This is a genomic window from Sphingomonas vulcanisoli, from assembly GCF_011761305.1.
Classification (GTDB): Bacteria; Pseudomonadota; Alphaproteobacteria; order Sphingomonadales; family Sphingomonadaceae; genus Sphingomonas_I; species Sphingomonas_I vulcanisoli.
On sequence record NZ_JAAOZC010000001.1, the window covers coordinates 785774 to 803257 of the forward strand.

Genomic DNA, 17484 nt, shown 5'->3' on the forward strand with positions numbered 1-17484 from the left:
GCGGCCATGATGCCGTCGGGCTTTCCTTTTGTACCGCGGCCGAACCGCATGTTGAGTGTGGGTACGGCTTCTGTCAGCGTGTAACTGGGTCCGCCAAAGGCGGTGCCGCCAAAAGGGAGTGAAACGATGCGCCTTCGTCACCTTATCCTGTCCGCGGGTCTCGCCGCGCTTGCGGCCACGGGCGCGCAGGCACAGGTCATGAAGTTCAAGAATCCTGCCGGGGCAAGTCCTTCGCCGATCCTGCAAGGCGCCGAAATCAAGGCCGGCACTGATATCTTCTATCTCTCGGGCCAGCTCGCCTCGCCGCTGCCCGCCTCGGCTTCAAAGAAGCCGAGCGAGATGACGATGGACGATTTCGGCGACATGAAGACGCAGACGATCTCGGTGCTGACCAAGATCAAGAAAGCGCTGGAAGAGCATGGCTATACGCTCAACGATGTCGTCAAATCGCTGGTCATCATGGCGCCGGGCAAGGACGGCAAGCTCGACTTCGCGGGCATGAACGAAGGCTGGAAGATGTTCTTCAACACGGCCGAAACGCCCTCGACCACGGCACGCTCGGCCTTCCAGGCCGGTGCGCTCGCCGGCCCCAATTACCTCGTCGAGATCGAAGTGATCGCCGCCAAGAAGAAGTAAGCAATTCGCCCGGGCGCCCGATCGGTGCCCGGGCGATCACCAGAGGCCGAGCAGAGCACCGACCTCTGCCGCCACGGTTAACACGGCGATTGTCACCAGCACCCAGGTAACGCGCTCGTCGTTAGGACGCTCCCGAATTGCCCAATCTGCCGGGCGGCGGCGCAATATCCGCCCGTCATTCCCCTCTCTCGTCACGACCTCTTCTCCCGAGTCGATGGGGAGTAGCATCGCACGAAACAGGGATTTCGCTAATCCTCCGATGTTCGGGGCCGTTCCGGCTTGCGTGCCTTGGTCAGGTGCTCCTTCAACCGTCACCATCCCGTTCGATATCCGCCCCGACTGCGGACAATTTATCTTCCAGCCGCTCATAGCCGCGATCGAGGTGATAGATGCGCAGCACCTGCGTCTCGCCCTCGGCGGCCAGCCCGGCGAGTACCAGGCTCATCGAGGCGCGCAGATCGGTGGCCATCACCGGCGCGCCGACCAGCCCCTTGACGCCGCGGACCATCGCGGTGCGGCCATGAACCTCGATATCGGCGCCCATCCGTGTGAGTTCGGGCACGTGCATGTAGCGATTTTCGAAGATCGTCTCGGTCAGCACGCTGGTGCCCTCGGCCAGCGCCAGCATCGCCATGAATTGCGCCTGCATATCGGTCGGAAAAGCGGGATAAGGCGCGGTGGAAAGCGACAGGGCGCGCAGCGGGCCGTTGGTGCGGACGCGCAGCCCCTCCTCCTCCTCTATCACCTCGAGCCCGGCGCCGATGAGGCCCGAGAGGATCGCGCCCATATCCTCGGCGCGCGCGCCTTCCAGCAACAGATCGCCGCCGGTGATCCCGGCCGCGCAGGCATAGCTGCCCGCTTCGATGCGGTCCGGCATCACGCGATAATCGGCGCCGTGCAGCGCGGGCTTGCCCTGCACCAGCAACCGATCGGTGCCGATCCCCTCGATCTCCGCGCCCATCGCGACCAGGCAGCGGCAGAGATCGGCGATCTCCGGCTCGCGCGCGGCATTCTCGATCACGCTCTCGCCTTTGGCGAGCACGGCGGCCATCAGCACATTCTCGGTGGCGCCGACCGATACGATCGGAAAGGTCACGCGGCCCCCGGTCAGCCCGCCGGAGGGCGCGATCGCCTTCACATAGCCCGCGGCGAGATCGATCCGCGCGCCGAGCGCTTCCAGGGCCTTCAGGTGCAGGTCGATCGGGCGATTGCCGATCGCGCAGCCGCCGGGCATCGATACGCTCGCTTCCCCCGCCCGTGCCAGCAAGGGCCCGAGCACCAGGATCGAAGCGCGCATCTTGCGGACGATGTCATAGGGCGCCAGCGTCGAGGCGATCTCGCCGGCATGCAGCGTCATCGCGCGATCGTTGCTGATCGTCTGCCGCGCACCGGCGATGGTCGTCGATACCCCGAGCCCGTTGAGCAGGTGGCCGAAGCTATCGACATCGGCCAGCCGGGGCAGGTTCGATAGCGTCAGCATGCCATCGGTGAGCAAGGCACAGGGCAGCAGGGCCAGCGCCGCATTCTTGGCGCCCGAGATCGGCACCGTGCCCGAAAGGCGACGGCCGCCGCGAATGATGATGCGATCCATCAGCAGCCTTTAAGCGAGCGTTTCGCGCGCGTCATCTGGTGAGTGAGGTCCAAGAACGGCAGCGCCAATTGCTAGAGGGAGGCGGTCAGATTGAAGGCGCCATAAGCAGTCGTGCCGCGAGTATTGGTGTTGGGGGCATCCTTGAGGAACCTGCCGCGCACGAGCAAAACGCCGTCAAGTTCCAGGCGAAGAAACGCCGGGACGACCCACCAGCGAAGCCGGGCGTCAAATTGGTGACCGGCAAAGGCACCCGCGCGTCCGGTGGCGTCCCGAACCGAGGTCGTCGAAAAGCTGTCGGTGCGCTCCGCCAGCCATAGCGCGTGATAGGTGGCAAAGGCATCCCATCGCGGCGAGGGTGCAATCTCGATCCTTCCTCCCGGCGTTGCGACATTCGCGCGGCCAACCGCATTGTAGAGGCCGGCCGGGGCAAGGTCGGCACGCCGCATGCCGAATAGGGTATCAAAGCGCCCGTATGAGCCGCCGGCCCGATCACCGCTGGCATAATCATATTGGACCGACACCCGCGCCTTGAGCGATCCCGCCAGGGTGTAGCCGGTCGATGCGTGGAGGAACCATGCCGATACAGGCAGAGTCGCCGCTCCCGGCGCCGTGGATGCGCTGATCGAGCCGGATTGGTAGAAGCCTTCGATCTCGGCATCCCATGTCCTGCTGGCAGGCTCCCTGATCAGCCGCCCGCCGTAGGTGTCCAGCGAACGATCGCGTGTCGGGCGGCCGGCCAGATCATGCTCGCCCAAATGGTAATAGCTCGCCTCGATAGTCGCCGGTCCAAAAGCCTTGGACTTCGCAATAGTGCCGCCCCAGAGCACCAGATCAAAGCCCTCATGATCGAAAGCCACCGCATTGCTTTGCAGCGCGTCGGTATCGTCGGGCCGCCGCTGTTGCGGAAGCACGTAAATGATAGTCGCCGTAATGCCGCCGGGTGCCGACGTGTCGGCACGAAAGCCGGTATAGCCGCTCGTCGTGTTGCGATACTCGTCCGCGGCGACAAGGCGGCGCGATCCGATATTCAGGACGAATCGTCCGGCCTGAAAGGCGGCTTTCGCCTTCCCCACGGATCCCCTCCATCCGACATAGGCCTGTACCAGTTCAAGCGCATTCACCTCGCCCGTGGTGACAGGCGTCCGCGCATCTTCGCCATAGACACGGCTATCCCAAAGCTCGCCCGCTATCGTGAAGGCGCCAGCCTGATATTTTGCCAGCAGGTTGGTTCGCAGATTGATGAGATCATCACTGCGCCCATAACCTGCGCGGGGCTGGTTCGAGATCGCCTCATAGCGAAGGCGCATCGTTCCGGAGAGATCGAAGCCGTCGTCGGCGTGCACGAGCGACGGGCTGGCGCAGATCGCAATGCCGACAAGCCATTTCATCCTCATCCGCATTGCCCCCCGGTTTGCGTCACGGCGTATCGTCGCTAACGGGGCTCAGATCGAGGAAGATTGCGTTGCCATGCGCTTATGGCCGCTTTGCGTGTCGGCGTACGCAGGCGGTGCCCGCAAAACACGCGCCGCGCCGGATAAAGCTACGCCTTCTCCATCGTGCATTGCAGCGGGTGCTGGTTTTGTTTGGCGAAATCCATCACCTGCGTGACCTTGGTCTCGGCGACTTCATAGGTGAAGATGCCGCAGACGCCGACGCCCTTCTGGTGGACGTGCAACATCACCCGGGTCGCATCCTCGATGCTCATGCGGAAGAAGCGCTGCAGGCAGAGTACGACGAATTCCATCGGCGTGTAATCGTCGTTGAGCATCAGCACCTTATAGGGTGACGGCTGCTTGGTCCGCGTGCGCGTGCGGGTGGCGACGCCGGTGCCGGCGTCATCCACATCGCCGTCTTCACGGCGGCCTGCCATCATGACCTTCAACGAAGGGGCATCAATCATCGATCGGGAATCTCGGCCTCAAAGCGCATTCAAAGGATAAGGAAGCGGGGCCGGAATCGCAAGGTTCAGCGGGGCCGCAAACGTCGAAAGGCGGCTGCCCCGAAAGACAGCCGCCCAACGATCCGGCGCACTATGGCACGCCGCCCCCCGATAAACTGATTTAGAGCGTAACGGTCTTGATCTTCTCGGCCGCCACTGCGTAGCGGCTGGAGAGCGGCTGCACGACTTCGCCCGCCAGCTTCAGCATCGATTCGCTGACCTTGGTAGCCTCCGCCACGGCGCTTTCCAGCGACGTCTTGGCGAAATCGCTGTGCAGCTGGAAATATTCGGTGGGCGAACGCACCTGGGTCAGGCTCTTTAGCACAGCCATGGCGTTCTCGAAGCTCTTCTTGCTGTATTCGGCAACTTCCTGGCCCAGCGTCTCGCCACCCTTGGCAGCGATCTTGGCGGAAGCGACAACCGCTTCGGCATTGCCCTTGGCGAGATCGACGATCTCTTCACCCATTTTGGTGCTCTTCTCGAATGCGGTCTTGATGCGATCGTTCATGTCGCCGAACATCGCCTGAGCTTTTTCAACGGTGGGAATTTCGATCGTCGCCATCTTTTCAACTTCCTCTGTGAGCGCGGGCGCAGCCGCAGCTTCCGTTACGTCGCTAAGAACGGCCGGCGACGACACAGCCTCGATGATTTCAGCCGCTTCTGCAGCGGGAACAATCGCCGCCGTTTCGACAGCGGGCGCGGAAACTTTAGCGGTTTTCCGGGGTTTGCTCATTGGCTGTTCGATCTTTACCGACACACAAACCTCCTTGCTGCGTCGCACAATACCAAAACGGCGGACCGTTCGCAAATTATTTTTGTGCGCTGCAGCATTCGCGGAACTTCGCCGTTTTTTCGCATTCGCGGCACAATCTGGTAGCGCCGCTATATGACAATCGGCGATCGGATCGATGAAACCGGGCTGCTGCTGCGCGATGGCGGCGGTTTCCAGCTCCGCCGCGATTCTGGCGGGCGATACGAACTGCTCCTTCAGCGCATGCCGATTGATGAGGTGCAAAAGCAGGTGCGCGTTATCGGGCGCTACGCGGGCGACGATCAGATCGAGGTGGAGGGAATCCAGCTTGTCGGGCGCGGCGCCCAACCCGAATAGCCGGCTCCCGCTCACGGTTCGGACCCAAGCGCCTCCAACGCATCCAGCAACGGCAACTGACTGGTCAGCATCCGCTCGCGTGCTTGCGGAATCGTCATCCACCGCGCCTCGTCGACTTCGGGGAAGCTCTTTAGCGTGCCGCTGCGGGGCGGCCATTCCAGATCGAACATGTTGCTGCGAATCGCGGCGGCATCCAGATCCTGCTCCACAGCGAAGGCCACGACGATCTTGCCGCCGGCCTGCCGCACGTCGGCAAGCGGAACGAGCGGCGCGCGGATCTCGACGCCCAATTCCTCGGCCGCCTCACGCCGCGCCGCATCTTCGGCACTCTCGTCCGGCTCGATCATGCCTTTGGGGATTTGCCAGGCGCCGATGTCCCTGCTCCGCCAGTAAGGGCCACCGGGATGGACGAGCAGCACGCGCAATCCATCGCCGTCGCGGCGATACAGCAGGACGCCGGCGCTGCGTTTCGGCACCAGGCCTCAGCTTTTCTTATGCCGCGCCCGGAAGCGCGCCGCCCAGCCCGGTTTCTCTTCTTGAGCACCGCGCGCCACCACCAGTGCATCGGGCGCGACATCGCGCACCACCACCGATCCTGCCGCGACGATGGCGCCGTCGCCGATCGTCACCGGCGCCACCAGCGCACTGTTCGATCCGATGAAGGCGCGCGCACCGATCCGGGTGAGATATTTGCCGAACCCATCATAATTGCAGGTGATCGTGCCCGCGCCGATGTTGGTGCCGGGACCGATCTCGGCATCGCCGATGTAAGTGAGGTGATTGGCCTTGGCGCCCTCCCCCAGCTTCGCTTTCTTGATCTCGACGAAATTGCCGACATGTGCGTTCGCCCCCACCTCGGCCCCCGGCCTCAGTCGCGCGTAGGGGCCAATGATCGCACCGCTCGCCACGGTGGCGCCCTCGATATGGCTGAAGGCGTGGATGGTGACGCCGTCGGCGATCACCACGCCCGGACCGAACACGACATTCTGGCCGATCGTCACGTCTCGCCCGATCCGCGTATCGGCGGCGAACCACACCGTATCCGGCGCGAGCAATGTCGCGCCATCCGCCATCGCCGCCGCGCGCCGCTGGCGCTGCCATCCGGCCTCGACCTCGGCCAGTTCGGCGCGGCTGTTGACACCCGCGACCTCCGCCGGATCGGTCTCAATGACCGCCGACGCCTTGCCCTCCTCGGCGGCGAGCATGACGATGTCGGGCAGATAATATTCGCCGGCGGCATTGGCGTTGCCGACACGCTCGAGCAGCGGCCAAAGATCAGCGGCCCGCGCCGCCATCAGCCCCGAGTTGCAAAGATCGATCGCGCGCTCCTGCGGGGTCGCGTCCTTAAATTCGACCATCTTCACGATCCGATCGCCTTCCGCGACGATCCGCCCGTAGGCGAGCGGATCGGGCGGGCGGAAGCCGAGCACGACGATCGCGGGCGTGTCCGCTGCCTCCAGCCGATCGATCATCCGCGCCATCGTCTCCCGGGTGACGAGGGGTACATCGCCGTAGAGGATCAGCACGTTGCCATCGAAACCCGCGAGAGCCGCCTTCGCCTGCAGCACCGCGTGGGCCGTGCCCAACTGCTCCGCCTGCAGCGCCACCGTCAGCCCAAGCGGCTCGACAAAGGCCTCGATCTGCTCGCGCCGCGCGCCCGCGACGATAACGCTTCTCTCGGCGCCCAACGTCTGCACCGCATCGATCAGATGACCGAGCATCGGCTTGCCCGCGATCGGGTGCAGCACCTTGTGCGTATCGGATTTCATCCGCGTGCCCTGGCCGGCGGCGAGGATGATGGCGGCGAGCGGGGTCGGTTCGGTCATGGGCCTCCTCTGCCATCAAACACTTGCACCGGCCATATCGCTCGGGCTTAGGCACGGCCATGGCCGATTTTCCCTTTGATGTGGTCGCGTTCGATCTCGATGGCACGCTGGCAGACACCGCGCCCGATCTTACCGCCGCGCTCAATCATGCGCTGGAGCGGCTCGGCTATCCGCCCGTCTCAGCGCCCGACGTGCGCCATATGGTCGGCCATGGCGCGCGGGCGCTGCTGCGTCAGGGGCTGGCAGCTGCCGGCGTAAACGACGAGGAGACGGTCGATCTCGGCTTTCCGCTGTTCCTCGACTATTACGAGGCCCATATCGCCGATACGAGCCTGGTCTTTCCCGGCTGCGAGGCGGCGCTGGACGGACTGGCGGCGCGTGGCGTGGCGCTGGCGGTTTGCACCAACAAGCTTGAGCATCTCGCGCGCTCCTTCATCGATGCGATCGGGTGGACGAGTCGTTTTCCTGTCATCATCGGCGGCGATAGCTGCGGCGTGAGCAAGCCCGATCCGAAACCCTTGCTGGAGACGATCGCCCGCGCCGGCGGCGGCCGCGCCGCGTTCATCGGCGACAGCATCACCGATACGAAGACCGCAATCGCAGCGGGCGTGCCCTGCGTGGCGCTGACCTTCGGCTTCTCCGATCTTCCGCCGGAGCAACTCGGCGCAGACATCCTGATCGATCATTTCGACGCGCTCATCCCCGCGCTGGAGCGGCTCGGCTGAATGGCGCACGCGGGCAAAATCGTCACCGTCGAAGAGGATATGCCGGCGCTGCTCGATGCCTTCGATATGCCGCTGCTGCTGATCGACGGCTTCACCGTAGAGCGCGCCAACGCCGCCGCCCGCCGACTGCTCGGCACCTATGTCGAAGGCGAGGATTTGCGGCTGGCGATCCGCCATCCCGACGCCACCGGCCTGCTAAGCGGATCGGGTGAAGGATCGGCGCAATTGGGCGGCCTCGGCGATCCCGAGCGGCGCTGGGAGATGGAGGTGCGCCCACTGGGCCAGTCACGCCGCCTGGTTCGCCTGATCGATCATAGCCAGGCCGCTGCTGCCGAGCGGATGCGCACCGATTTCGTCGCCAACGCCAGCCACGAGCTTCGCACCCCGCTCGCCACGTTGATGGGCTTCATCGAAACGCTGGAAGAGGCGAACGGCACCAACGATGCCGCTATACGGATGCGCTTCTTGGGTATCATGGGCGGCGAAGCGCGGCGGATGCAGCGGCTGATCGACGATCTGATGTCCTTGTCGCGGATCGAGGCGGATCGCTACGTCCGCCCGCGCGAAAGCATCGATCTGGCCTCCACGGTCCGCGTCGCCTGCGCCGAGATCGAAGCCGGCGGCATTGCCGGGGGACGCCTGCGGCTCACCCTGCCGGATAGCCCGCTGCTCGCCCGCGCCGACAGCAGCCAGATTTCGCAACTGATTCACAATATCGTCGGCAACGCCCTGAAATACGGACGTGAGGGCGGCGAGGTAAAGGTCACTCTGCAAGCCGACGACGGCAGCGCGCTTTTGCTGGTCGAGGATGAGGGCGAAGGCATCAGCCGCGATCACCTCCCCCGCCTCACCGAGCGTTTCTACCGCGTCGATGCCGGTCGCAGTCGAGCGGTGGGCGGCACCGGGCTAGGGCTCGCCATCGTCAAACATATCGTCGAGCGGCACCGCGGCCGCCTCGATATCGCCAGCACGCCGGGCATCGGCACGCGCGTTTCGGTCGTTTTGCCGCGGGACGCCGAGATTCTGTAACAAAAGTCCTGTAACAATCCTGTCGTGCAAAGATTCTAGGCACGAAGGACATCATGGCGACCGTACCAAATATCCGATCCGCTGACTTCGATCTCGCCGAGCTGCGCCGGCTGGTGGCGGAAATGGGCGGGCTTGCCGAAGCCGCGATCGACGACGCCGTTGCAGCGCTGACCCACCGCGATACCGAGAGTGCCGCCGCGATCGTCAAGGCCGATCAGCGAATCGATGCGCTGGAAGCCGAGGTCGAACGCCGCGTCGTCCGCCTGATCGGTTTGCGCGCCGATCAGCCCGATGAACTCCGCGAGATCCTCGCCGCGCTTAAGATCGCGGGCGTGGTCGAGCGGATGGGCGATTATGCCAAGAATATCGCCAAGCGCGTGCCGCTCCTGGTGGAAGCGCGGGGAATCGAACCGCTGGCGATCCTGCCCGCAATGGCGCGCGCCACGTCCGAAATCGTCCACGCTGCGCTCGATACCTTTGCTGCGCGCGATGCTGAGGCGGCGGTCCGCGTTGCGCAATCGGACGCGCGGGTCGACGATTTCTACAACAGCCTGTTTCGCGCCTTGCTCACCTACATGATGGAAAACCCGCACAACATCACCGCGTCCGCGCACCTCCTCTTCATCGCCAAGAATCTCGAGCGGATCGGCGATCACGCCACCAACGTCGCCGAGATGGTCTATTTCGCCGCGACGGGGGAGCAGATGGGCGAGCGGACGCGCGGCATCGATACGCTCACGGACGGAAATTGAAGGCCATGACCACCGCTCACATCCTGCTGGTTGAAGACGATGCCGCACTCGCCGAGCTGATCATCTGGCATCTCGAACGCGAAGGGCACAGCATCGAGCAGACCGCCGATGGCGAGGAGGCTTTGCTGCGCGTCTCCGAATCGCATTTCGATCTGGTGCTGCTCGATTGGATGATCGAGGGGCTTTCGGGGATCGAGGTCTGCCGCCGCCTGCGCCGCATGCCGGAGACGCGCAGCACGCCGATCATAATGCTGACCGCGCGCGGTGAGGAAGAGGATCGGCTGCGCGGTTTCAACACCGGCGCCGACGATTACGTAACCAAGCCCTTCTCGCCCCGCGAGCTTGTGGCGCGCATCGCGGCGGTGCTGCGGCGGACGCGCCCCGCCATCAACGGCGAGCGGCTGGAATATAGCGGGCTGGAAATGGACCTCGCCGAGCATCGCGTCCGCCGCGACGGCCATGCGATCGCGCTGGGGCCCACCGAATATCGCCTGCTGCGGCACTTCCTCGAACATCCCGGTCGGGTCTTCTCGCGCGAACGGCTGCTCGACAGCGTCTGGGGGCAGGATAGCGATATTGAGTTGCGGACGGTCGACGTCCACATCCGCCGCCTGCGCAAGGCGATCAATTTGGGCGAGCGGCCGGATTTGATCCGCACCGTGCGCTCGGCGGGCTACGCGCTGGATGCCGAGGAAGTAGCTTAACAACTCGCCTCCCTTCCGGGGAGGGGGCTTCGGCACACCGCAATCCTGCTGTATTGTCTCATTAACACAGTAATGCTATTCGGCGCTCGAGGAGAGCCGACCCATGTACAGCGAAAGCGATATCGAAGCCGCCGTCGCTTCCGGAGCCTTGACGCCCGAAGCCGCCGCTGCGCTCCGCGCCAGCGTCGCGCAGAACCGCGCGTCGCCGCTGGTCGATGAGGAAAGCTTCCGGCTGATCACCGGCTTCAACGATATCTTTGTCTCGATCGCGGCGATCCTGCTGCTGGTTGCGGTCGGTTGGATCGGATCGAGCATCGGCGGCGCTTTCCTGCCCGCACCGCTCTCCCCCGAGATTGATCCGTTCGGGCCCGAGCAGGCCGCATTCCAGCGTCATATGGCGGCCAGCGCGCTGTTCGGCGGCGCATTCGTCGCGGCGACGAGTTGGATGCTCGCCGAATATTTCACGAGGGCCCGCCGCATGGCGCTGCCGAGCATTCTGTTGCTGGCGACCTTTGCGCTCGGCACCGCCGGCGCCTTGTTTGGTCTGGTGCAGGTGATCATGCCCGGTCTGCGCGATCAGGCCGCCGCGACATCGGCCGCCTTCGTCGGCATTTGCACCGCCGGCGCGATCTACCTTCACTGGCGCCGCTTCCACGTGCCGATCACCATCGCCGCGCTCACCGGCGCGCTGGTCAGCACCGTCATCAGCCTCACCTTCGCCGCCGTGCCCGCGTTGCTCAACGCCTGGCTCTGGATGCTGTTGGGCTCAGGTCTCTGCGTCTTCGCCTTCGCGATGTGGTGGGACATGAGCGATCGCACGCGGACGACGCGGCGGTCCGACGTCGCCTTCTGGCTGCACCTCGCCGCAGCGCCGATGATCGCGCATCCGATCTTCTGGCTGCTTGGCGTGATGAACGGCGAGGTGAATGCGGGCACCGCTTTGGTCGTAATCGGGCTCTACGTGCTGTTCGGGATAGTGGCACTGGCGATCGATCGCCGCGCGCTGCTCGTCTCCAGCCTGTTCTACGTGCTCTACGCGATGGAGGCTCTGTTCAAGCAGTTCGGCGCGGTCAGCCTCAATGTTGCGCTGACCGGGCTGGTGATCGGATCACTGCTGCTGATGCTCTCCGCCTTCTGGCACGTCGCGCGGCGGGTGGTGGTAAGCAAGCTGCCGTTAGACTGGCAAGCCAAGCTGCCCGCACTGGATCGGCCCGTGGTGGTGACGCCAAGACCGGCTTGATCCGATCGGTGCTCCGGCGAAGGCCGGAGCGCTGCCGACACGCGTCGCACTCCCCTTTCCAGCGCTCCGGCCTTCGCCGGAGCACTATGCACTTACTCTTCCACCAGCTTCATCAACTTGCGCTCCACCGGCGCCAGCACAGGGCCAAGCTCATGTCCGCGCTTGAGCACCGCACCGCCCTCACCGATCAGCGCCCATTGCCCCTGCCGTTGGCGGAGCGCGGGGCGTTTCTCGATGCGATATTCGGGCCGCTCGGCGGTGCGGCGGAAACAGGCGAAGCTCGCCGCATCCTTGCCGAAGTGGATCGCATAATCCTTCCAATGGCCCGCCGCGACCATCCGGCCATAGAGGCCGAGGATGCGATCAAGCTCGACGCGGTCGAACGCGACCTGCGGCTCGCCGGCGCGGGGAAAGGGGGTGACGACGCCCATCAGGCCGATTGGCGATCCGCTTCGTCAGACCGATCGCCGCGCGCCTCGATCAGCTCGGCGAGCTTGGCGCGCAGCGTTTCCACCTCACACCGAAGGATCTCGAGCTGCTGCGTGGCAGGATCGAACCGCTCGCTGCACGGCGTGCCATAGGGCACGAAATGCTGCAGCGTGTCCGCATCGACCAGCGTCGATCGCGCCGGAATACCGACCATCGTCGCGCCCGGCGGCACATCGCGCGTCACCACCGCATTGGCGCCGATGCGCGCGCCCTTCCCCACCGTGATCGGCCCCAGCACCTGCGCGCCCGATCCGATGATAACGTCATCCTCGATCGTCGGATGGCGCTTGCCGGCGATGCCGTTGGCAGGATTGGTGCCGCCCAAGGTGACGTTCTGATAGATGGTGACATTGTCGCCGATCACCGAGGTCTCCCCGATCACGCTGAAGCCATGGTCTATGAACAGCCCGCTGCCGACAATGGCGCCCGGATGGAGGTCCGTCGCAGTGAGAAAGCGCGAGATATGGTTGACCAGCCGCGCCAGGAACCACAGATCGGCCTCGAACAGCCAGTGCGCCACGCGGTGCAGCGCCAGCGCCCAGACGCCCGGATAGATCAGGATCTCCCACCGCGACCGCGGCGCGGGATCGCGCGCCTTAATCGAATCGAGATAGGCAATCAGTTCCCGCTGCATCGGCGTCGTGCTCCCTGAAACGTCGATCTAGGGAGCGCCGATGCCAATTGCCAGAGGCTCGTCCGGCGCAAAGGCGGCGATGGCGCGCAGCCGTTCGCGGTCGAGCAGGTGGATATGGCCGCGATGGCCGCCGATCAGCCCCGCCTTCCGCCAGCGCGCCATGATCCGGCTGACGGTCGGCAGCGTCGTCGCGCTCATATCGGCGACATCCTGACGCGAGAGCGGAAGATCGATCACGCCCTCAATGGGCGCGGCAATACCGCTCGCCCGACACAAGGCACGCGCGATCCGTTGCTCCACAGGGGCGGTCGACACCTCCTCCAGCCGCTCGATCATCCGCACGGCATAACGGGCGACGACGCTGGAGACGTTGGCGGACAGCGCGGGATCGCCGGCCATGATCGTTCGAAGCACATCCAGCGGCCAGACGATGATCTCGGTGGCGATATGCGCGCTGACCATCGCGGACTGCGGCATCTCGCGGGCGGCGTTCAAGGTGCCGATCGGTTCTCCAGGACCGAGCAGCGCCAGCGTGATCGGCGTGCCGTCCTCGGTGGCGCGCCATACCTTGACCAGACCGCTATCGACCAGAATCAGCGATGTCGCGGGATCGCCCTGCCGAAAGATTACGTCCCCGGCCGCGAGTTGCCGACGCTGCTCAACGGCCTCGAGGGCACGCCGCGAGGCTTCGGCGGTGCCGGCAAAAAGCATGGCCTTGGTGAACGACGATGGCATGGCCGCGACATCCCTGCCCGACCCTTGTCTCAGGCTGATCGAATATATCAGCTTACGCTATTTGCTCCACGACAAATATGGCTCAGCCAAGCGCGGGGATATCGTGCGGTGCACCGGGTGCCAGCGCATGTGGGCGGCGCAGTCGGCGAAGGCGATCGACCCTTCCCTCGCCGAGCCAGCGTACCACTAGCCGGTCACCCTCGAACCGCGCGGCGCAGTGCCGCGGCGGCAATCCGTCTTGCATCCGTCGAGTAAGATCGAAGGTGAAGCCGTCGGCGGTTCGCCTGATCGCCGGATGAAACACCGAACAGCCACCCTCGCAGACCGCCAGATCGATGGTGCGGGCATCGGCCACGGCGATCCGCAATTCGATCCCGCCATAATCGCCGGACTGACGCGCTGCGACAACGTCTCCCCAGATGCCGGGATGGAGGGAAGCCGAGGCAAGCGCGAGAGCGAGCAAGACCATGGCCGATCAATCGACAAGGCTCGGGAAAGTTGCTTTGCCGACGCCGCCAGATCAGGCGGCGACGGCGCTCCCGGCCATCGCCTCGCGCACCGCTGCCACGGCCTCTGCCGCCTTGGCGCCGTCGGGCCCGCCGCCCTGCGCCATGTCGGGACGGCCGCCGCCGCCCTGCGCGCCCAACGCGGCGACCGCGCGCTTGACGAGATCGACCGCGGAAAGACGCGCGACAAGATCGTCGGTGACGCCCACCGCGACGGTGGCGCGGCCATCCTTGGTCGCGACCACGACGGCGACACCCGAGCCGAGCCGAGCCTTGGCTTCGTCGACCAGGCCGCGCAGGCCCTTGGGATCGAAATCCGCGAGTATCTGGCCGTAGAAAGCCGTACCCGCCACCTGTTCGGGCGCGTTCGCTTCGGCCTTACCCGCGCCGCCGCCTAACGCGAGCGCCTTCTTGGCTTCGGTTAGTTCGCGTTCCAGTCGCCGCCGTTCCTCGACCAGCGTGGCGATGCGCGCGGGCACCTCATCAGGCGTGGTCTTGAGTGTCGCGGCGGCTTCACGCAGCCGCTCCTCGCGGCCGGCGAGATAGAGCCGCGCCGCCTCGCCGGTCAGCGCCTCGATGCGCCGGACACCGGACGAAACCGCGCTTTCCGTAACGATCTTGAACAGGCCGATATCGCCCAAGGCACCGACATGGGTGCCGCCACACAGCTCGACCGACCAGCTCTGCTCGACGCCCTTGCCCATCGACAGCACGCGGACCTCGTCGCCATATTTCTCACCGAACAGCGCCATCGCGCCCGCGGCGATGGCGTCGTCGGGGGTCATCAGGCGGGTGGTGACAGCATCATTCTCGCGGATGTGCCGGTTCACCTCGGCTTCGATCCAGGCAATGTCTTCGCCCGTCAGCGGCTTGGGATGCGCGAAATCGAAGCGCAGGCGATCGGCGGCGACGAGGCTGCCCTTCTGCGAGACATGCCCGCCCAGCCGCTGCCGCAAGGCGGCGTGCAGCAGGTGCGTCGCGCTGTGGTTGGCGCGCAGTTGCGAACGGCGCGCAACATCGACCGCGAGATGGATCGCATCGCCGACTTTGATCGATCCGCCAGTGACCTTGGCCTTGTGCGCATGCAGACGCCCGAGCGGTTTGGACGTATCGCCAATATCGGCCGAGAAGCCACTGTCATTATTGGCTTTTCCGGCATCGCCCTGCTGGCCGCCGCTTTCGCCATAGAAAGGCGTCTGGTTGGTGAGGATTACCACTTCTTCGCCCGCCAGCGCGGCATCGACGCGCGCGCCATCCTTGACCAGCGCAATGACCTGCGCATCGCCCTCATGCCCCGAATAGCCGATGAATTCGGTGCCGCCGTGCTCCTCGGCGATATCGAACCAGATATCGTCGCTGGCCTTGTCGCCCGATCCTTTCCAGGCGGCGCGCGCCGCGGCCTTCTGCTCCGCCATCGCCGCATCGAAGCCCGCGCGATCGACGGTCATGCCCTGCCCGCGCAACGCATCCTCGGTGAGATCGTAGGGAAAGCCGAACGTATCATAGAGCTTGAACGCGGTGGCGCCGGGCAGCGTGCCGCCATCGGGCATTGTCGCGGTCGCCTCATCGAGCAGGCGCAGGCCGTTGGCGAGCGTCTGGCGGAAGCGGATTTCCTCCAGCTTCAGCGTCTCCTCGATCAGCGGCTGCGCGCGGACCAGCTCGGGATAAGCCGCGCCCATCTCGGCCACCAGCGCGGGCACCAGCCGATGCATGAGCGGCTGGGCCGATCCGAGCAGGTGCGCATGCCGCATCGCGCGCCGCATGATCCGGCGCAGCACATAGCCCCGCCCCTCATTGGCCGGCAGCACGCCGTCGGCGACGAGGAAGCCCGACGCGCGCAGATGATCGGCGATCACCCGGTGCGAGGCGGTGTTGTCGCCATCGGTGGCGCTCTTGGTCAGCTCGCCCGAGGCGGCGATCAGCGCCTTGAACGTATCCGTATCGTAATTGTCGTGGACGCCCTGCAGCACCGCCGCGATCCGCTCCAGCCCCATGCCGGTATCGATGCTCGGCTTGGGCAGCTCGCCGATTTGGACGTCATTCTCCTGCACGAACTGCATGAAGACGAGATTCCAGATCTCGACGAAACGGTCGCCGTCCTCCTCCGGTGATCCCGGCGGGCCACCCCAGATATGATCGCCATGATCGTAAAAGATTTCGGAGCAGGGTCCGCACGGCCCATCCGATCCCATCGCCCAGAAATTATCCTTGGTCGGGATGCGGATGATGCGCTCTTCGGGCAGGCCGGCGATCTTCTTCCACAGATCGAACGCCTGATCGTCGGTATGATAGACCGTCGCGGTCAGCTTGTCGGGGTTCAGCCCCCATTCCTTGGTCAGCAGGGTCCAGGCATGGGTGATCGCCTCTTCCTTGAAATAATCGCCGAACGAGAAATTACCGAGCATTTCGAAGAAGGTATGATGCCGCGCGGTATAGCCGACATTATCGAGATCGTTGTGCTTGCCGCCGGCGCGAACGCACTTCTGGCTGCTGGTCGCGGTCGAATAGGGCCGCGTCTCCAGCCCGGTGAAGACGTTCTTGAACGGCACCATGCCCGCGTTGACGAACATCAGGGTCGGATCGTTGTGCGGCACCAGCGGCGCGGAGGGCACGATGCGGTGGCCCGCGCTCCCGAAGTAATCGAGGAAGGACCGGCGGATATCGTTGGTCGATGTCATAGCATGCGACTTAGGCGAGCGCCCCTCCCTTCTCAAGCATGGCCGTGGCATCGGCGGTATGCAGCGCTAAAGCAGCGATCGTGTTCGCCATTCTCGCCGCCATTTTCCCGGTTTTTGCGCTGATCGGCGCCGGTGCGCTGTTCGGGCGGATGCGCAAGGTCGGGCCGGGCGGCGTGGCCGTGCTCAACGGCTTCACGGTCTCGCTGGCGCTGCCGGCCCTGTTATTCCGATCGCTGGCGGTGGGTGATTGGCGGCAGCTCGATCAGCCCGCGTTCGTGCTGGCGTTCGGGGGCGGCGCCGCGATCACCTTCCTGATCGCCTTTTTCCTGGCGCTGCCGGGCGCACGCAACGGCGCCGATCGCTCGCTGGCGGCGCTGGCAGCGAGCTATTCCAACACCGCCATCATCGGCCTGCCGCTGATGGCGGGGCTGATCGGCCCGGTCGGCACCGAGGCAGCGGTGATCGCCAGCCTGCTGACCGTCTCGCTCCTGCTTGCTATCGCGGTGCTAATCGTAGAGATCGCCGGCCAGCAGAAGGCGAGCCTAGGCCGCGCGGTGCTGACCGTCTGCAAGGCCCTCAGCCGCAACCGTTTGATCGTGGCGGCGATCCTGCTCGCGGCGCTGCCCACGGGGACGGGATCGTTCATGCTAGCGGAGCTTTACGGGCGCGAGGCGGCGTTGGCGTCGCGGACGATCCTGATTTCGACGGTGCTGGGGGCGGTGACGATTGCGGTGCTGGCGCGGGGTGTTGCTCTAAAAGGACCGTTCGCCCTGAGCTTGTCGAAGGGCTGTACTTCTTAGGTTGTATCGACATTTAGGATTCCAAAAGGGTTTGATGTCTGATTCATGAGGTTCCGTGTTGAGACGCGGAGCGGACGATGGGGATCAAACGG

The 17484-nt window shown here is 65.0% G+C and carries 20 protein-coding genes; 8 read left to right on the forward strand and 12 right to left on the reverse strand.

What is annotated here, in order from left to right; genetic code table 11:
* Positions 1-126 precede the first annotated feature (126 nt).
* Positions 127-636, forward strand: a complete 510-nt coding sequence (locus tag FHS31_RS03765) for a Rid family hydrolase (RefSeq protein WP_167071964.1) — start codon at positions 127-129, stop codon at positions 634-636.
* 36 nt (positions 637-672) lie between these two features.
* On the opposite strand, the gene FHS31_RS03770 is transcribed toward FHS31_RS03765, so the two are convergent.
* From FHS31_RS03770 to FHS31_RS03790, 5 genes are all read right to left on the reverse strand, one after another.
* Positions 673-831 (reverse strand): hypothetical protein, encoded by a 159-nt coding sequence (locus tag FHS31_RS03770; RefSeq protein WP_167071965.1) that lies wholly within the window; start codon positions 829-831, stop codon positions 673-675.
* A gap of 109 nt (positions 832-940) precedes the next feature.
* Complete coding sequence (gene murA / locus FHS31_RS03775) at positions 941-2227, reverse strand: UDP-N-acetylglucosamine 1-carboxyvinyltransferase (RefSeq protein WP_167071966.1); 1287 nt, start codon at positions 2225-2227, stop codon at positions 941-943.
* Between the two features lie 71 nt (positions 2228-2298).
* Complete coding sequence (locus FHS31_RS03780; protein ID WP_167071967.1) at positions 2299-3615, reverse strand: alginate export family protein; 1317 nt, start codon at positions 3613-3615, stop codon at positions 2299-2301.
* Positions 3616-3767: 152 nt separating this feature from the next.
* Entirely contained in the window at positions 3768-4097 is a 330-nt protein-coding gene (gene clpS / locus FHS31_RS03785) for an ATP-dependent Clp protease adapter ClpS (protein ID WP_167072062.1), read from the reverse strand.
* Between the two features lie 190 nt (positions 4098-4287).
* Positions 4288-5157, reverse strand: a complete 870-nt coding sequence (locus tag FHS31_RS03790) for a phasin family protein (RefSeq protein ID WP_243843271.1) — start codon at positions 5155-5157, stop codon at positions 4288-4290.
* On the opposite strand from FHS31_RS03790, the gene FHS31_RS16345 reads away from it, so the two are divergent.
* Positions 5053-5274 carry a DUF5818 domain-containing protein gene (locus FHS31_RS16345; protein WP_167071968.1) on the forward strand — a complete coding sequence of 74 codons (222 nt, stop codon included), beginning with the start codon at positions 5053-5055 and terminating at the stop codon, positions 5272-5274. The two genes, FHS31_RS03790 and FHS31_RS16345, sit on opposite strands and share 105 nt — an antisense overlap.
* An 11-nt stretch (positions 5275-5285) precedes the next feature.
* Here FHS31_RS16345 and FHS31_RS03800 read toward each other — a convergent pair whose 3' ends face one another.
* Positions 5286-5750 carry an NUDIX domain-containing protein gene (locus tag FHS31_RS03800; RefSeq protein ID WP_167071969.1) on the reverse strand — a complete coding sequence of 155 codons (465 nt, stop codon included), beginning with the start codon at positions 5748-5750 and terminating at the stop codon, positions 5286-5288.
* 6 nt (positions 5751-5756) lie between these two features.
* On the reverse strand, positions 5757-7100 hold the full coding sequence (gene glmU / locus FHS31_RS03805; protein ID WP_167071970.1) for a bifunctional UDP-N-acetylglucosamine diphosphorylase/glucosamine-1-phosphate N-acetyltransferase GlmU: 1344 nt from the start codon (positions 7098-7100) through the stop codon (positions 5757-5759).
* 59 nt (positions 7101-7159) lie between these two features.
* On the opposite strand from glmU, the gene gph reads away from it, so the two are divergent.
* From gph to FHS31_RS03830, 5 genes are all read left to right on the forward strand, one after another.
* Positions 7160-7825, forward strand: coding sequence for a phosphoglycolate phosphatase (gph, locus tag FHS31_RS03810; protein WP_167071971.1), 666 nt, complete (start codon positions 7160-7162; stop codon positions 7823-7825).
* A complete protein-coding gene (locus FHS31_RS03815; RefSeq protein WP_167071972.1) occupies positions 7826-8854 on the forward strand; it encodes an ATP-binding protein in 1029 nt (342 codons plus the stop codon). It begins immediately after the preceding gene.
* Positions 8855-8907: 53 nt separating this feature from the next.
* Positions 8908-9606, forward strand: a complete 699-nt coding sequence (gene phoU / locus FHS31_RS03820; RefSeq protein WP_167071973.1) for a phosphate signaling complex protein PhoU — start codon at positions 8908-8910, stop codon at positions 9604-9606.
* A 5-nt stretch (positions 9607-9611) separates the two neighbouring features.
* On the forward strand, positions 9612-10310 hold the full coding sequence (gene phoB / locus FHS31_RS03825; protein WP_167071974.1) for a phosphate regulon transcriptional regulator PhoB: 699 nt from the start codon (positions 9612-9614) through the stop codon (positions 10308-10310).
* 103 nt (positions 10311-10413) lie between these two features.
* Positions 10414-11550: a hypothetical protein gene (locus FHS31_RS03830; protein ID WP_167071975.1), complete on the forward strand. Its 1137-nt coding sequence runs from the start codon at positions 10414-10416 to the stop codon at positions 11548-11550.
* Between the two features lie 92 nt (positions 11551-11642).
* On the opposite strand, the gene FHS31_RS03835 is transcribed toward FHS31_RS03830, so the two are convergent.
* The 5 genes from FHS31_RS03835 to alaS all read right to left on the reverse strand — a co-directional run bounded on the left by FHS31_RS03835 (position 11643) and on the right by alaS (position 16592).
* Complete coding sequence (locus FHS31_RS03835) at positions 11643-11981, reverse strand: DUF2794 domain-containing protein (RefSeq protein WP_167071976.1); 339 nt, start codon at positions 11979-11981, stop codon at positions 11643-11645.
* Positions 11981-12673: a serine O-acetyltransferase EpsC gene (gene epsC / locus FHS31_RS03840; RefSeq protein WP_167071977.1), complete on the reverse strand. Its 693-nt coding sequence runs from the start codon at positions 12671-12673 to the stop codon at positions 11981-11983. Before epsC ends, FHS31_RS03835 begins: the two co-directional genes overlap by 1 nt.
* A gap of 27 nt (positions 12674-12700) precedes the next feature.
* Positions 12701-13384, reverse strand: a complete 684-nt coding sequence (locus FHS31_RS03845) for a Crp/Fnr family transcriptional regulator (protein WP_167071978.1) — start codon at positions 13382-13384, stop codon at positions 12701-12703.
* A 106-nt stretch (positions 13385-13490) separates the two neighbouring features.
* Positions 13491-13877, reverse strand: coding sequence for a hypothetical protein (locus FHS31_RS03850; RefSeq protein ID WP_167071979.1), 387 nt, complete (start codon positions 13875-13877; stop codon positions 13491-13493).
* A gap of 51 nt (positions 13878-13928) precedes the next feature.
* A complete protein-coding gene (gene alaS, locus FHS31_RS03855; protein WP_167071980.1) occupies positions 13929-16592 on the reverse strand; it encodes an alanine--tRNA ligase in 2664 nt (887 codons plus the stop codon).
* 38 nt (positions 16593-16630) lie between these two features.
* Between alaS and FHS31_RS03860 the strand changes: the two genes are divergently transcribed.
* On the forward strand, positions 16631-17392 hold the full coding sequence (locus FHS31_RS03860; RefSeq protein ID WP_167071981.1) for an AEC family transporter: 762 nt from the start codon (positions 16631-16633) through the stop codon (positions 17390-17392).
* Positions 17393-17484: the final 92 nt, after the last annotated feature.